A 16045-nucleotide genomic window follows, 5' to 3' on the forward strand; every position below is an offset into this window, starting at 1 on the left:
TTCGGTTCAGTGCGCGAAGGCGTTAAACAGTAAACGCATCTTGCAACAGTTTGGCCTGTTGCTCGGCGTGCATCGATGCATAACCACAAGCAGGTGCAGCAGAAGCGTCACGGCCCGCGTACTCAAGTACGAGCGACTTGTCGTGACCGCCAATGATGCGGCGCATGTGATGCTGGCTGCAGTACCAGGCACCCTGGTTCATCGGCTCTTCCTGACACCACACAATGTGTTTCAGGTTTTTGTACGGAGCCAGGACTTCAATCAAGTCGTCCTCAGGGAACGGATACAGCTGCTCAAGACGCACGATGGCGATGTCTTCACGACCTTCGGCACGGCGTTTTTCCAACAGGTCATAGTAGACCTTGCCGCTACACAGCACGATGCGCTCGACTTTCGCCGGATCCTGCGCGTCGATTTCCGGGATAACGGTCTGGAACGAACCTTCTGCCAGATCTTCCAGGGTCGAGACGGCCAGCTTGTGGCGCAGCAACGACTTCGGCGTCAGAACCACCAGCGGCTTGCGCAGCGGACGGATAACCTGACGGCGCAGCAGATGGTAGATCTGTGCCGGCGTGGTCGGTACGCATACCTGAATGTTGTGTTCGGCGCACAGCTGCAGGTAACGCTCAAGACGTGCCGAGGAGTGCTCAGGGCCCTGACCTTCATAACCGTGTGGCAGCAACATAGTCAGACCGCACAGGCGACCCCACTTGTGCTCGCCGCTGGTGATGAACTGGTCGATAACGACCTGCGCACCGTTGGCGAAGTCGCCGAACTGGGCTTCCCAGATCACCAGCGCGTTTGGCGTGGTGGTCGAGTAACCGTATTCAAACGCCAATACCGCTTCTTCCGACAGCAACGAGTCGTACAGATCAAAGCGAGGCTGACCTTCGTACAGGTGCTGCAGCGGAATGTAGGTGCTGGCGTCTTTCTGGTTGTGCAACACGGCGTGACGGTGCGAGAACGTACCGCGACCGATGTCCTGACCCGTCATGCGGATCGGGTGACCTTCGAACGCCAGGGTCGCGTATGCCATGGTTTCGGCATAACCCCAGTTGATCGGCAGGCCGCCGGCTTGCATTTTTTGACGGTCTTCGTAGATCTTCGACACCTGGCGCTGCATGACGAAGCCTTCTGGGATTTCCAGCAGCTTGGCCGACAGTTCTTGCAGGGTTTTCAGATCAAAACGCGTGTCATGGCGCGCTGTCCAGGCATGGCCCAGGTACGGACGCCAGTCTACGAACAGCTCTTTGTTTGGCTCTTTGACCAGACTCTTCACAACATGCAGACCGTTGTCCAGCGCGTTGCGGTATTCGTCGATCTTGGCCTGAACGCGATCTGCGTCAACCACACCTTCCTGAGTCAGACGATCGGCATACAATTCACGCGTGGTGCGCTGTTTGGCGATCTGCTGATACATCAGCGGCTGGGTGCCGTTTGGCTCGTCGGCCTCGTTGTGACCGCGACGGCGGTAACAGAACAGGTCGATCACGACGTCACGCTTGAATTGCATGCGGTAGTCGATGGCCAGTTGAGTCACGAACATGACGGCTTCAGGGTCATCACCATTCACATGGAGAATCGGCGCCTGGATCATTTTCGCAACGTCGGTGCAGTACTCGGTCGAACGCGAGTCCAGCGGGTTGCTGATGGTGAAGCCCACCTGGTTGTTAATCACCAGGTGTACGGTGCCGCCGGTTTTGAAGCCGCGTGTTTGCGACATCTGGAAGGTTTCCATGACCACGCCCTGACCTGCGAATGCAGCATCACCGTGGATGGAAATCGGCAGAACCTTGTCGCCCGTCTTGTCGTTACGACGATCCTGGCGTGCACGTACAGACCCTTCAACCACCGGAGAAACGATTTCCAGGTGGGACGGGTTAAACGCCATTGCCAGGTGAACTTCGCCACCGGAGGTCATGACGTTGGAGGAGAAGCCCTGGTGGTATTTAACGTCACCGGAACCCAGCTCGATCTTTTTCTTGCCTTCGAACTCGTCGAACAACTCGCGCGGGTTTTTACCGAAGGTGTTCACCAGGACGTTCAGACGACCACGGTGGGCCATGCCGATGACGATTTCCTTGGTGCCGTAGTTGCCCGAACGCTGGATCAGCTCGTCCAGCAATGGAATCAGGCTCTCGCCGCCTTCCAGACCGAAACGCTTGGTGCCCGGGTATTTGGTCCCCAGGTATTTTTCCAGACCTTCGGCAGCCGTGACGCGCTCAAGCAGATGGCTTTTGACTTCAGCCGAATACGTTGGGCGGCCGCGCACGCTTTCGAGGCGCTGTTCAAACCAGTGGCGCTGCTCGGAATCGACGATGTGCGTGAACTCTGCGCCAATGGTGCGGCAATATGTCTGCTGCAACGCTTCGAGAATTTCGCGTAGGCTCGCTTCCTCTTTGCCGATGTACAGGTCGCCGGCACGGAAGGTCGTATCAAGATCGGCATTGGTCAAGCCGTAATGATTGATCGACAGGTCTGCAGGTGCAGGACGCTGCCACAGCCCCAGCGGATCAAGCTGGGCTGCCTGGTGGCCGCGCATCCGATAGGCCTGGATCAATCGCAGCACTTCAACCTGCTTCTTCTCGTGCTCACTGCTCACGCTCCCGGCGGAAACCGGTTGGGCGCGGCGCTGGTTCTTTGCCAGCAGCACGAAATGATCGCGGATTGTGGAGTGCGAAACATCGTTGGCAGAGTTGCCGTCAGTCGGCAACGTCTGAAATTTGGTGCGCCATTCTTCTGGCACAGCGTTAGGGTCGTGCAGGTAGAGCTCGTAGAGCTCTTCCACATAGGCAGCGTTACCACCTGAAAGATAGCCGCTGTTCCACATGCGCTGCATCACGCTTTCTTGCATGCTTGGTCACCCTCGGTTAGGGGACACCATCGACGAGAACACCAGAGCATGCTTGAGAAAGTCCGAATACAGCGACTAAAACAAGCCACTTAGGATCACGCTGATAGTCCGGGTACCAGCCCGGATGCCCCTGCTGGTCTCATTTCTTCAAAATAAGAGCCGCAACTTTGTGAGCTGCTGCTCAGGTTAAAACTACGGCGCCGGTTGAAGCCTGCGCCGTAGCATCTTCGGTTACAGCGATCTACGGTATAGCGGTGTATCAGACGCCGCTTTGCAGCAGCATGCTACGCACGTGGCCGATGGCCTTAGTCGGGTTCAGACCTTTAGGGCACACGTTTACGCAGTTCATGATCCCGCGGCAGCGGAATACGCTGAACGGGTCATCCAGTGAAGCCAGACGCTCGCTGGTCTTGGTGTCACGGCTGTCAGCCAGGAAACGGTAGGCTTGCAGCAGTGCAGCAGGGCCCAGGAACTTGTCCGGGTTCCACCAGAAGGACGGGCACGAAGTCGAGCAGCAAGCACACAGGATGCACTCGTACAGACCGTCGAGCTTTTCACGCTCTTCTGGCGATTGCAGACGCTCGATGGCCGGGGCCGGCGTATCGTTCTGCAGGAATGGCTTCACCTTCTCGTATTGCTTGTAGAAGATGCTCATGTCGACGACCAGGTCACGGATAACCGGCAAACCTGGCAGAGGACGGATCACCAACTTGTTACCTTTTACGACAGCGGACAGTGGCGTTACGCACGCCAGACCGTTTTTGCCGTTGATGTTCATGCCGTCCGAGCCACAAACGCCCTCGCGGCAAGAGCGACGATAGGAGAAACCTTCGTCCTGCTCTTTGATCAGGGCCAGAACGTCCAGCACCATCAAGTCTTTACCATTGGTATTGACCTGGAACTCTTGCATGAACGGTGCAGCGTCCTGATCCGGGTTGTAGCGATAAACACTGACTTTCAACATATCGGCCACCCTTAGTAAGTACGAACCATTGGCTGGAAGGTCGGAACGGTTTTCGGCGAGAAATTCACCGCACGCTTGGCTACGCGCTTCTCACCCGGGAAATACAGGGTGTGGCACAGCCAGTTAACGTCGTCACGATCTTCGTAGTCTTCACGGGCGTGAGCACCGCGCGATTCTTTACGGGTTTCAGCAGCGATTGCAGTGGCTTCTGCCACTTCAAGCAGGTTTTGCAGCTCAAGTGCTTCGATACGGGCCGTGTTGAACGCCTGGCTCTTATCGTTGATTTTCACGTTGGCGATGCGCTTGCGCAGCTCTTGCAGCTGGGCAATACCCTTCTGCATGTATTCGCCGGTACGGAATACACCGAAGTAGTTCTGCATGCAGCTTTGCAGCTCTTTACGCAGGGTTGCCACGTCTTCGCCATCAGTGCGCGAGTTCAAGCCATCCAGACGCGCCAGAGCAGCGTCGATATCAGCCTGACGTGGACGAGCGTAATCAACGCCTTCTTTCAGGGTCTGCTCAAGGAACAGGCCAGCAGCACGACCGAACACCACCAGGTCGAGCAGCGAGTTGCCGCCCAGACGGTTGGCGCCGTGAACCGATACGCAAGCCACTTCACCGACCGCGAACAGGCCAGGAATGATTGCGTCGTTGCCTTCAGCGTCCTGAGTAATTGCCTGACCATGAATGTTGGTGGCAACACCACCCATCATGTAGTGGCAAGTAGGAACGACTGGAACTGGCGCCAGAACCGGGTCGACGTGCGCAAATGTTTTGGACAGTTCGCAGATGCCTGGCAGACGGCTGTGCAGAACTTCTTCACCGAGGTGATCAAGTTTCAGCATCACGTGGTCGCCATCCGGACCGCAACCGTTACCCGCGATGATTTCTTTAACCATCGAGCGAGCGACTACGTCACGGCCAGCAAGGTCTTTGGCGTTCGGAGCATAACGCTCCATGAAACGCTCGCCGTGCTTGTTGATCAGGTAACCACCTTCACCACGGCAACCTTCTGTAACCAGTACACCCGCGCCGGCGATGCCGGTTGGGTGGAACTGCCACATTTCGATGTCCTGCACCGGAACGCCTGCGCGCAGTGCCATGCCAATACCGTCACCGGTGTTGATCAGTGCGTTGGTGGTCGAGGAGTAAATACGGCCCGCACCGCCAGTCGCCAGTACGGTCGCATTAGCGCGAACGTAAGAGGTTTCACCGGTTTCAATGCAGATGACGATCATGCCAACAAAGGCGCCGTCTTCGTTTTTCACCAGATCCACACCGTAGTATTCGTTCAGGAATACAGTGCCAGCCTTGAGGTTGGCCTGGTACAGGGTGTGCAACAGTGCGTGGCCGGTACGGTCCGCCGCAGCGCAAGTACGTGCCGCCTGGCCGCCCTTGCCGAAATCCTTCGACTGACCGCCGAAAGGACGCTGGTAAATACGGCCCTGCTCGGTACGGGAGAACGGCAAGCCCATGTGCTCAAGTTCAAACACGGCTTCCGGACCTACGGAACACATGTATTCGATAGCGTCCTGGTCACCGATGTAGTCGGAGCCCTTGACGGTATCGTACATGTGCCAGCGCCAGTCATCGTTCGGGTCTGCAGACGCGATGGCGCAAGTGATGCCACCCTGAGCCGATACGGTATGCGAACGGGTCGGGAAGACTTTGGTAATTACAGCAGTCTTGTGACCGCCTTGTGCCAGCTGCAGAGCAGCACGCATGCCAGCACCGCCGCCGCCTACAATAATGGCGTCGAACGAAAGTGTATTAACTGTGTTAGCCATGACTCAGATACCCCAAAGAATCTGCACACCCCAGACGAAGTAAGCGAACATTGCAACGCCGCATACTGCCTGGAAGAGGAAACGTACTGCTGTCGCGGACTTGCCCAGCGCCATTGGCGTGAGGTAGTCAGTCGCGATGGTCCACATGCCGACCCAGGCGTGAGCGCCGAGTGCAACAAGGGCCAGCAGGCTGAAGATACGCATCCAGTTGCTTGCGAACAGCTCATGCCATTGGGCGTAGCCAATGCCTGGGTTCGCAACGAGGTACCCGATCAGGAAGATGAAATAAGCCGCTAGAACGACCGCAGACACACGCTGTGCCATCCAGTCATAGAGGCCCGAACGCGACAGGTTCGTAACGCTGGTTACCATATCCAAACTCCCGCCAGAACGATCATCACCACGGAAATGACGATTACGATTTTCGAGCCCAGTTTGCCGCCTTCCAGCGTCTCACCGATGCCCATGTCCATGATCAAATGGCGAATACCTGCCACCAGGTGGTACAGCAAGGCAGATAGCAGGCCCCACGCAACGAATTTGGCCAGCGGACTGGTCAAGCATGCCTTCACCTCGGCAAAACCTTCTTCCGAACCCAGGGATTTGCTCAATGCATAAAGCATGATGCCCAGGCCGAGAAAGAGAATGATGCCCGATACACGGTGCAGAAATGACGTAACGCCGGTAATGGGGAGTTTGATGGTCCTTAGGTCTAGGTTTACAGGTCGTTGGCTATTCACGGCTTTTTTCACACTGAAGAGCCCCTAACAATCAGGGCAAGTTTGTTGGGATGTGCACTGGTCAGGTACCCACCACCCAGGGAGTGACGACCCCCATCTAAACGGGCCCAAAAGCCCCTGGCGGTCGGCTGCCGAGTATAGACAGTTAGGTCACTAATGACAACGCAATCACCTCCCCCTAATAGCGCATTGCAATGCAGCTACAAAAGGCGTAAACGGCAGGGATAATCGTTAAAAAACGCTCCTGAAAGCCTTGTACAGCAAGACTTTAGGCAAATTGACATTCAAATTTATCTCACTATAGTGGTGCGGGCCCTGCGTGGGGGGTCTGTCTGATGATTTCAAGCATAAATAGGAGGCCACATGGCTGACAAAAAAGCGCAGTTGATCATCGAGGGCGCAGCCCCCGTCGAGCTGCCCATTTTAACTGGCACCGTGGGTCCCGATGTAATCGATGTGCGAGGCCTCACGGCCACGGGCCGGTTCACATTTGACCCTGGCTTCATGTCGACCGCGTCCTGCGAGTCGAAGATCACCTATATTGATGGTGACAACGGTATCCTGCTGCACCGCGGCTACCCGATCGAACAACTGGCCGAACACTCTGACTACCTTGAAACCGCTTACCTGCTGCTGAACGGCGAACTGCCGACCGCAGAGCAGAAAGCCCAGTTCGTCAGCACCGTCAAGAACCACACCATGGTTCACGAACAGCTGAAGACCTTCTTCAACGGCTTCCGTCGCGACGCCCACCCGATGGCCGTCATGTGCGGCGTAGTTGGCGCCCTGTCTGCCTTCTACCACGACTCCCTCGACATCAATAACCCGCAGCATCGCGAAATTTCCGCGATCCGCCTGGTTGCCAAGATGCCGACCCTGGCCGCAATGGTTTACAAGTACTCCATGGGCCAACCCATGATGTACCCACGTAACGACCTGAGCTACGCCGAAAACTTCCTGCACATGATGTTCAACACACCGTGCGAGATCAAACCGATCAGCCCGGTACTGGCCAAGGCCATGGATAAGATCTTTATCCTGCACGCCGACCACGAACAGAATGCCTCGACTTCCACCGTACGCCTGGCAGGCTCCTCGGGTGCCAACCCGTTCGCCTGTATTGCTGCGGGCATCGCCGCACTGTGGGGCCCTGCCCACGGCGGCGCCAACGAAGCCGTGCTGACCATGCTCGACGAAATTGGCGATGTCTCCAACATCGACAAGTTCATCGCCAAGGCCAAGGACAAAAACGATCCGTTCAAACTGATGGGCTTCGGTCACCGCGTTTACAAAAACCGTGACCCGCGCGCAACGGTCATGAAAAAGACCTGCGACGAAGTTCTCAAAGAGCTGGGCATCCAGAACGATCCGCAACTCGAACTGGCCATGCGCCTGGAAGAGATCGCCCTGACCGACCCGTACTTCATCGAGCGCTCGCTGTACCCGAACGTCGACTTCTACTCGGGGATCATCCTCAAGGCGATCGGCATTCCAACCAGCATGTTCACCGTGATCTTCGCCCTGTCGCGCACCGTAGGCTGGATCTCGCACTGGAAAGAAATGCTCTCCAGCCCGTACAAAATCGGCCGTCCGCGCCAGCTGTACACCGGTTACGAGCAGCGTGACCTGACCAAACTCGAAGACCGCAAGTAAGCGCCTGCCCAACGACAGCGCTCTGCCTGCAACGAATACGGCCTCTATCTGATAGAGGCCGTATTTTTTTGCCCGCAAGCCGCACACCAAGATCACGCTAAGCGCCCTGTAATCATTGCCAAGACAGGCAACTACGATCACAGCCCTGGACACCCGGCCGCTTGACGAATCACGCTAACCGTCCCCCACAAGCTCCGGTTTGCCACATCGGACGCGCTGCCCCCCCCCCCTTTCTGTGATGCACAAAAAATCCCCCTGCCTTTCGACAGAGGGATTTTTCAGTAGCCCAGCCTTACATTATTTTCTTAGTGCGACACCGCCCCGCTCGCCCCCAGGCCCGTCTGCGAACGCACAAACTGAGGGAAGAACAACGCACGCTCTTTCTCTGCCGACTTGGACTTGTCAGTGATCGAGAAGAACCAGATCCCCACAAACGCAATGATCATGGAGAACAGCGCCGGATACTCGTAAGGGAAGATGGCTTTTTCATGATGAAGGATCTGTACCCAAATGGTCGGGCCCAGAATCATCAAGCCGACTGCGCTTACCAGCCCCAGCCAACCACCAATCATTGCACCGCGCGTGGTCAGGTTTTTCCAGTACATGGAAAGCAGCAACACGGGGAAGTTACAACTGGCTGCGATGGAGAACGCCAGGCCCACCATGAACGCAATGTTCTGGCTTTCAAACAAGATGCCAAGGCCAATCGCCAGCACGCCGAGGGCGATGGTGGTGATTTTCGAGACACGAATCTCGTCCTTGTCGTTTGCCTTGCCCTTTTTAATGACGCTGGCATACAAGTCGTGAGACACCGCCGAAGCACCTGCCAACGTCAGGCCCGCTACCACCGCCAGAATCGTTGCAAAAGCGACGGCCGAAATGAAGCCCAGGAAGATACTGCCGCCCACGGCATCGGCCAAATGCACAGCCGCCATGTTATTGCCGCCCAGCAGCGCGCCTGCCGCGTCTTTAAACGCAGGGTTCGTGCTGACAAGAATGATCGCGCCGAACCCGATGATGAACGTCAGAATGTAGAAGTAACCAATGAAGCCAGTCGCATAGAGCACGCTCTTACGGGCTTCCTTGGCATCACTCACGGTGAAGAAGCGCATCAGAATGTGCGGCAGACCGGCAGTACCGAACATCAGTGCCAGACCGAGGGAGAACGCCGAGATCGGATCTTTGACCAGACCGCCCGGGCTCATGATGGCTTCACCTTTAGGATGAACCTGCACCGCTTCGGCAAACAGCGAGTTGAAGTCGAAGTTGACGTGTTTCATGACCATCACAGCCATGAACGTTGCACCGGACAACAACAGCACGGCTTTGATGATCTGTACCCACGTGGTGGCCAGCATGCCACCGAACAGCACATACAGGCACATCAGGATGCCCACCAAGATCACCGCAACGTGGTAATCGAGACCGAACAGCAACTGGATCAGCTTGCCCGCACCGACCATCTGGGCGATCAGGTAAAAAGCCACCACCACCAGCGATCCGCAGGCCGACAGGGAGCGGATCTGAGTCTGCCCAAGACGGTAGGACGCCACGTCGGCAAAGGTGTACTTGCCCAAGTTACGCAGACGTTCCGCAATCAGGAACAGGATGATGGGCCAGCCCACCAAAAAGCCGATGGAATAAATCAGGCCATCGTAGCCAGAGGTGTACACCAGCGCGGAAATACCCAGAAAGGACGCGGCCGACATGTAGTCACCCGCAATCGCCAGACCGTTCTGAAAACCGGTGATCTTGCCGCCCGCGGCGTAGTAGTCCGCCGCCGACTTGTTACGCTTGGAGGCCCAATACGTAATGCACAGTGTTGCACCTACGAACACCACAAACATGATGATCGCTGACACGTTAAGGGGTTGCTTCTGCACTTCACCGGTCAGGGCCTCGCCCGCCCAGACGCCAGAAGACAAGGCTGCCAGGCCCAGTGTTGCCAATAGACGCCGGATCATTGCGCAGCCTCCTTGAGAATTGCATTGTTCAGGTCGTCAAACTCGCCATTGGCCCGGTGGATATAAATAGCTGTCAGCACAAAGGCTGAAACAATCAGCCCGACACCAATCGGTATTCCCCAAGTAATGGACGAACCGGGGCTCAATTTCGCCCCCATGATGTGCGACCCGTAGGCAATCAACAGGATAAAGCCGGCATATAACCCAAGCATGATCGCCGAAAGAATCCAGGCGAAACGCTCTCTTTTTTTGACCAGCTCCTTGAAACGGGGGCTGTTTTGAATCGTGAGGTAAATGCTGTCGTTCATTATTTTTGTCCTCGCAGCACAGATGAGATGGAACGATTTCACTATTAGGGGGCTTGAATTTCTAAGCCAGACGACTTTAGTAGTAGAACCGTCTTCCACTGCAGCCCCCGGTTTATCTGGCCTGCATGGAAGTTGACATCATTTTGCCTACCCCAGAAACGCAAAAACCGCCTGACGCACGCATCAGGCGGTTACGCAAACACCGAGCTAGACACCTCGCTGTTTTTATTGAGTCCACGCAGCTACTCGATCGGGGTGCTTGGCTACCCACTCCCGAGCCGCCACTTCTGGCTTCTCACCTTCCTGTATGGCCAGCATCACTTCGCCAATTTCGTCTTTCGATGCCCACTGGAATTTTTTCAAAAAGGCCGCCACCTCCGGTGCTTTGCTGTCCAGCGCTTTGCTGCCAACACTGTTAACGGTTTCTGCGGCCCCGTAGACCTGCTTTGGGTCATCCAGAAAGCGCAGTTTCCATTTGGCAAACATCCAGTGCGGCACCCACCCAGTGACCACCACCGGCTGTTCTTTGGCATAAGCCCGCCCAAGCTCTGACGTCATGGCCGCGCCGGAACTGGCTTGCAGTTTATAACCAAGGCCGTAATCCTTGATCGCCTGGTCCGTTTTGAGCATCACACCAGACCCCGCATCAATCCCGACTATTTTCTGTTGATACCCCTTGTCCTCTTTAAGATCGGCAATTGACGTGGCTTCAACATAGTCAGGCACGATCAAACCGATTTTTGCGTCCTTAAAGTTGGGCCCGTAATCCACCACCTTGTCCTTATTCTTCGCCCAATACTCGCCATGGGTGACCGGCAACCAGGCGGACAACATAGCGTCCAGCTTGCCGGTGGCCACGCCCTGCCACATGATCCCGGTTGCCACCGGCATCAACTTCACGTCATAGCCCAACTTCTGCTTAATCACTTCTGCGGCAACATGGGTTGTGGCCACACTGTCCGACCACCCATCGACGTAACCTATATTAAGTGTAGGTTTCGCCTGCGCGCAGACTGCGCCCGCCCCCAAAGCCAGCACCAAAGCAGCCCCCACACTCAAGCGTCGTCGCATCGTCATCAATGAATCCTCACCGTGTCGGGCCCGACGGGTGCCGGACCGCTTGAACCCGTAGCTCGATGATCAACCTCTGAATCACTGCAACCTGCTCTGACGGCGACCTCAAGCCAGCTGCAAGCGACATGCGCTTAGACGTAACAAAATCATTCACACATGCTGGGCAGCCCTAATTGCAGGTAAGATGCGCGGCTTTGCTCCCATACGGCCTGACCATGTCTGCGACTGCCCGCTTCCCCACCCTGCCCTACCTCTTCGCGTGCGTGCTGAGCCTGTTTGCCGTGGCCGGTTTCTGGTACGGCTTAGGCCAACCCGTGATCCTGCCCGATGCGGCCACGCCAACCCACAAGTTGCAGTGCGCCTCGTATACGCCGTTCGGTAAGGATCAATCACCCTTCGATCAACCGTTCGTGCCGCGCATTGAGCAAATGGATGCTGACCTGGCCCTGCTGGCCACGCGTTTTAATTGCGTACGCACCTACTCGCAGGCCGGTCTTGAAGCTTTGCCCGAGCTGGCTCGCAAACATGGGCTCAAAGTCATGATGGGGGCCTGGGTAAGCCGGGACCCGGTAGCCACCGCCGAAGAAGTCAATGCGCTGATTGCATCGGCCAATGCCAACCCGGATATCGTCAGCTCGGTCATCGTGGGTAATGAGGCGCTGCTACGCAAAGAAATCACTGCCCCGCAGTTGGTCACGCTGATCGAGCAGGTGAAGAGCCAGATAAAACAACCCGTCACCTATGCGGACGTCTGGGAGTTCTGGCTGCAACACCCGGAAATCGCGCCCGCTGTCGACTTCCTGACCATTCACCTACTGCCCTATTGGGAAGATGACCCTGCCGGGATCGATCAGGCGGTTAACCATGTCGCACAAATTCGCCAAGCCTTCGGTAGCAAGTTTGCGCCCAAGGACATTGTGATCGGTGAAACCGGCTGGCCCAGCGAGGGTCGCCAGCGCGAAACAGCACTGCCAAGCCGGGTCAATGAAGCCCGTTTCATTCGTGGTTTTGTGACCCTTGCCGAGCAGAACGGCTGGAAATACAACCTGATTGAAGCCTTCGATCAACCCTGGAAACGCGGCAGTGAAGGTGCTGTCGGCGGTTACTGGGGCTTGTTCGATGCGGACCGTCAAGACAAAGGGATACTCGCAGGCCCTGTGACCAATCTGCCGCACTGGCCCGTCTGGCTAGGTCTCGGCGTCGCATTATTGATCGCTACCTTACTGATTGGCGGCCGGGTTCGCAGCAGCCGTGCTGCACTGCTGTTGCCTGCTTTGGGCGCACTGTCGGGGTGCACGATCAGTGCCTGGGCTGAACTGGCGTCTGTCACCAGCCGCTTTGCCGGAGAATGGCTATGGGCCGGGATCCTGTTGGGACTCAATCTGATCGTCATGGCCCATACCGCGCTGGCATTAGGGCAAAAAGACGGATGGCGCGAGCGACTGTTCAATGTGCTCGAACGCCGCGCTGGCTGGTGGTTGGCCGCTGCCGGGTTTGCCGGAGCCGTAATGATGCTCGGCCTGGTGTTTGAACCGCGCTATCGCAGCTTCCCGAGTGCTGCGCTGTTGCTGCCGGCACTGGTATACCTGCTGCGCCCGGTGCGCGGGCCGCGCCGTGAGTTCGGGTTACTGGCGTTTATTATCGGCGCGGGCATCCCCTTGCAGCTGTACCGCGAAGGCCTCAGCAACGAACAGGCGTGGGGTTGGGCGATGGTAAGCGTATTACTGGTGATGGCATTGTGGCGCAGCTTGAGACTGCACCACCGGTAATTGCTGCAACGCTGCGCGAGGCTGCATGGGATACAACCCTCGCGCGGTTTAAATCCGCTTGGCCCTCACCAGTCGCAACCCTGCAATCACCACCGCAAACACAGCGAGACTGGCGTTATACAACGCCAGTGCTGGCAGCCCAAAAGCCAATGCCAGCACCGCCAAAGCATTACCAAGAGGGCCACGCACAAAAAAGGCCACAACCGCAGTGGCAATCGCAGCCCAACCCAACACCCTGAAATGAATCAACAAGCCCAAATTCGCGCGCAACTGGCACTCCCAGCGGGCCGCCTCAGCCACGCAGGTGCCCACCCACTGCGGATCTTCCATCAAGCCATAGCGCAGGCCATAACCAGCAGCCAGCCACACGGGCACAGCAATGAGCAGCAATATCAACGGCAAACGAGGGCGCATAACAACTCCGATAGGCAAAAGCGGCGCTCAGCTTAATCACACTTGTCGGGTATGCAAGCCTTGCAATCAGATATCTGTTCACTAAAGTCAATCAACGTGTATCGTCTGGTAGCCAATTGCCGCCTGCGACACGTAGGGGGATTTATTTAGGGGTGCAAAAGGCACTTCGAAGGTAGCCCTGTGGTCATAGCCTGCGAATCTTCTCAGCACCTTCTCTAGGATAGTCTTCATGCTTCGTTCTCTGTCCCTCCTTGCCTTGCTCGGCGGCCTTGTATTGAGTGCGTCCGCACAGGCGGTCGATGTCGACCCCGCAACCTATGGCTACCCGATCACCAATCCGTTTGAAGCCACCATCGCCACCACGCCACCGGAGATGCGCCCGTATCTACCGAGCGAAGATGACATTCGACAATCGGATTACAGCCTGACCCTGCGCCCTGAGCGCGAGTTCACCCTGCCCGCCAACTTTTGGGCAGTCAAAAAACTCACCTACCGCATGGCCCGACAAGATCACCCGGCGCCCTTGATGTTCCTGATTGCCGGCACCGGCGCCCCCTACAACAGCAGCCTCAACGAATTTCTGAAAAAACTGTTTTACCAGGCCGGTTACCACGTGGTGCAGCTCTCATCGCCCACCAGCTATGACTTCATGAGCGCCGCCTCACGCTTTGCGACGCCCGGCATCAGCCAATACGATGCCGAAGACCTCTACCGCGTCATGCAAGCGGTGCGTGCGCAGCAGGCCGATGTCCCGGTGACCGACTACTACCTCAGCGGCTACAGCCTGGGCGCGCTGGACGCAGCCTTTGTCAGCCACCTGGATGAGACGCGCAAGAGCTTCAACTTTAAAAAAGTGCTGATGCTCAACCCGCCAGTCAACCTGTACACCTCCATCAGCAACCTCGACAAACTGGTACAGACCGAAGTCAAAGGGATCAACAACAGCACCACCTTCTATGAACTGGTGCTGAACAAATTGACCCGGTACTTCAAACAAAAAGGCTACGTCGACATCAACGCTGCACTGGTGTACGACATCCAGAACTCCAAGGAACGACTGACCAACGAACAAATGGCGATGTTGATCGGCACCATGTTCCGTTTCTCGTCAGCCGACATCGTGTTCACCTCCGACCTGATCAACCGTCGTGGGCTGATCACGCCGCCCAATTACCCGATCACCGAAGGCACCAGCCTCACGCCGTTCCTCAAGCGCTCACTGCAGTGCGACTTCGATTGCTACCTGACTGAGCAAGTCATCCCCATGTGGCGGGCCCGCACCGATGGCGGAACGTTGTTGCAATTGATCGATCAGGTGAGCCTGTACGCCCTGAAGGACTACCTGCAAAACAGCCCGAAAATTGCCGTCATGCACAACGCCGACGACATCATCCTCGGCCCTGGCGACCTTGGGTTTCTGCGTAAAACCTTTGGCAATCGGCTGACTGTCTACCCGTATGGCGGCCATTGCGGCAACCTCAACTACCGTGTCAACGCTGACGATATGCTGGAGTTCTTCCGTGGCTAAACATTTATTACTGGTTGCCGCCCTGCTCAGCGCTGGCGTTGCCCAAGCGGACAACAGCAAGGCCAACCTTGAACGAACCGCAGATGTCGATGGCTTCACCCAACCCTTGAAACTCCTCAAGTTCAATCCCGGGCTGGATCAACGCGAGTTTGAACGCGCCACCATGAACGCCCTGAGCGTTTATGACCCGCTGGAGTCGGTGAACCGCCGGATCTACCACTTCAACTACCGCTTCGATCAGTGGGTGTTCCTGCCGGTGGTCAATGGCTACCGCTACGTGACGCCAAGCTTTGTGCGCACAGGCGTGAGTAACTTTTTCAACAACTTGGGCGACGTCCCCAACCTGTTTAACAGCCTGCTGCAACTCAAGGGGCAGCGCTCCCTGGAAACCACCGGGCGACTGTTGTTGAATACCACCTTAGGGATCGGCGGCCTGTGGGACCCGGCCACGTCAATGGGCCTGCCGCGCGTCAGCGAAGACTTCGGTCAGACCTTGGGTTTCTATGGCGTTCCAGGTGGGGCTTACTTGATGCTTCCGATTCTTGGCCCGTCCAACCTGCGGGACACCACCGGGTTAGTGGTCGACTACGGCGTCAATCAGGAAATCAACTTCCTCAACGTGCCACACGAAAGCACGCGTCACCCGGAAATTTGGGTATTGGGCGCTGTCGACAAGCGCTACACCACCAGCTTCCGTTATGGACAGTTCGATTCGCCATTTGAGTACGACAAATTGCGTTATATCTACACCGAGGCACGCAAGTTACAGATTGCTGAATAAGAACCTACGTCGCACAGCAGTCTGAGCACCCGCAGGGTCTTTAGCAAATGTTTGCGAGCGACGGTTAAGCAAGGTGAAACAGGCTAGTGTGCTGTCTCAGAAATAATATCCCTCATGCCTGCGACGCCATTGCCTCGCGGGCTTGTTGTATTTTGTTCAATATGTCTTCTCCTTTGGCGTTCCAAACGTAACGAGTGGGCTGCGCATTT

General features: G+C 56.6%; 13 protein-coding genes. 4 read left to right on the plus strand and 9 right to left on the minus strand.

Features of this window, described 5'->3' with window-relative positions; all coding sequences use genetic code 11:
- Positions 1-22 precede the first annotated feature (22 nt).
- The 5 genes from HBN68_RS16675 to sdhC all read right to left on the minus strand — a co-directional run bounded on the left by HBN68_RS16675 (position 23) and on the right by sdhC (position 6357).
- A complete protein-coding gene (locus tag HBN68_RS16675) occupies positions 23-2854 on the minus strand; it encodes a 2-oxoglutarate dehydrogenase E1 component (protein ID WP_169965353.1) in 2832 nt (943 codons plus the stop codon).
- 259 nt (positions 2855-3113) lie between these two features.
- Entirely contained in the window at positions 3114-3818 is a 705-nt protein-coding gene (locus HBN68_RS16680; protein WP_047274262.1) for a succinate dehydrogenase iron-sulfur subunit, read from the minus strand.
- An 11-nt stretch (positions 3819-3829) separates the two neighbouring features.
- Positions 3830-5605: a succinate dehydrogenase flavoprotein subunit gene (gene sdhA / locus HBN68_RS16685; RefSeq protein WP_047274260.1), complete on the minus strand. Its 1776-nt coding sequence runs from the start codon at positions 5603-5605 to the stop codon at positions 3830-3832.
- A gap of 3 nt (positions 5606-5608) precedes the next feature.
- Positions 5609-5977: a succinate dehydrogenase, hydrophobic membrane anchor protein gene (gene sdhD / locus HBN68_RS16690; protein WP_003446906.1), complete on the minus strand. Its 369-nt coding sequence runs from the start codon at positions 5975-5977 to the stop codon at positions 5609-5611.
- Positions 5971-6357: a succinate dehydrogenase, cytochrome b556 subunit gene (gene sdhC, locus HBN68_RS16695; RefSeq protein ID WP_070411961.1), complete on the minus strand. Its 387-nt coding sequence runs from the start codon at positions 6355-6357 to the stop codon at positions 5971-5973. The genes sdhD and sdhC overlap by 7 nt, the downstream gene beginning before the upstream one ends.
- 351 nt (positions 6358-6708) lie before the next feature.
- Here sdhC and gltA point away from each other — a divergent pair, with 351 nt between their 5' ends.
- Complete coding sequence (gene gltA, locus HBN68_RS16700) at positions 6709-7998, plus strand: citrate synthase (RefSeq protein ID WP_094995135.1); 1290 nt, start codon at positions 6709-6711, stop codon at positions 7996-7998.
- Positions 7999-8303: 305 nt separating this feature from the next.
- On the opposite strand, the gene HBN68_RS16705 is transcribed toward gltA, so the two are convergent.
- The 3 genes from HBN68_RS16705 to HBN68_RS16715 form a co-directional block, all read right to left on the minus strand.
- Positions 8304-9962, minus strand: coding sequence for a cation acetate symporter (locus HBN68_RS16705; protein WP_070411960.1), 1659 nt, complete (start codon positions 9960-9962; stop codon positions 8304-8306).
- Positions 9959-10270, minus strand: a complete 312-nt coding sequence (locus HBN68_RS16710) for a DUF485 domain-containing protein (protein WP_047274253.1) — start codon at positions 10268-10270, stop codon at positions 9959-9961. The genes HBN68_RS16705 and HBN68_RS16710 overlap by 4 nt, the downstream gene beginning before the upstream one ends.
- 225 nt (positions 10271-10495) lie before the next feature.
- Positions 10496-11347 (minus strand): glycine betaine ABC transporter substrate-binding protein, encoded by an 852-nt coding sequence (locus tag HBN68_RS16715; RefSeq protein WP_094995134.1) that lies wholly within the window; start codon positions 11345-11347, stop codon positions 10496-10498.
- A 212-nt stretch (positions 11348-11559) separates the two neighbouring features.
- Here HBN68_RS16715 and HBN68_RS16720 point away from each other — a divergent pair, with 212 nt between their 5' ends.
- A complete protein-coding gene (locus HBN68_RS16720) occupies positions 11560-13113 on the plus strand; it encodes a glycosyl hydrolase family 17 protein (RefSeq protein ID WP_169965355.1) in 1554 nt (517 codons plus the stop codon).
- 48 nt (positions 13114-13161) lie between these two features.
- Here the strand turns inward: HBN68_RS16720 and HBN68_RS16725 are convergent, their stop codons facing one another.
- Entirely contained in the window at positions 13162-13527 is a 366-nt protein-coding gene (locus tag HBN68_RS16725) for a hypothetical protein (RefSeq protein WP_169965357.1), read from the minus strand.
- Between the two features lie 229 nt (positions 13528-13756).
- Here HBN68_RS16725 and HBN68_RS16730 point away from each other — a divergent pair, with 229 nt between their 5' ends.
- Together HBN68_RS16730 and HBN68_RS16735 are read left to right on the plus strand one after the other, a co-directional pair.
- Positions 13757-15055, plus strand: coding sequence for a serine/threonine protein kinase (locus HBN68_RS16730; protein WP_169965358.1), 1299 nt, complete (start codon positions 13757-13759; stop codon positions 15053-15055).
- Complete coding sequence (locus HBN68_RS16735; RefSeq protein ID WP_169965360.1) at positions 15048-15836, plus strand: VacJ family lipoprotein; 789 nt, start codon at positions 15048-15050, stop codon at positions 15834-15836. The genes HBN68_RS16730 and HBN68_RS16735 overlap by 8 nt, the downstream gene beginning before the upstream one ends.
- Positions 15837-16045: the final 209 nt, after the last annotated feature.

The organism is Pseudomonas sp. WS 5078 (assembly GCF_012985745.1).
Taxonomy (GTDB): domain Bacteria; phylum Pseudomonadota; class Gammaproteobacteria; order Pseudomonadales; family Pseudomonadaceae; genus Aquipseudomonas; species Aquipseudomonas lundensis_A.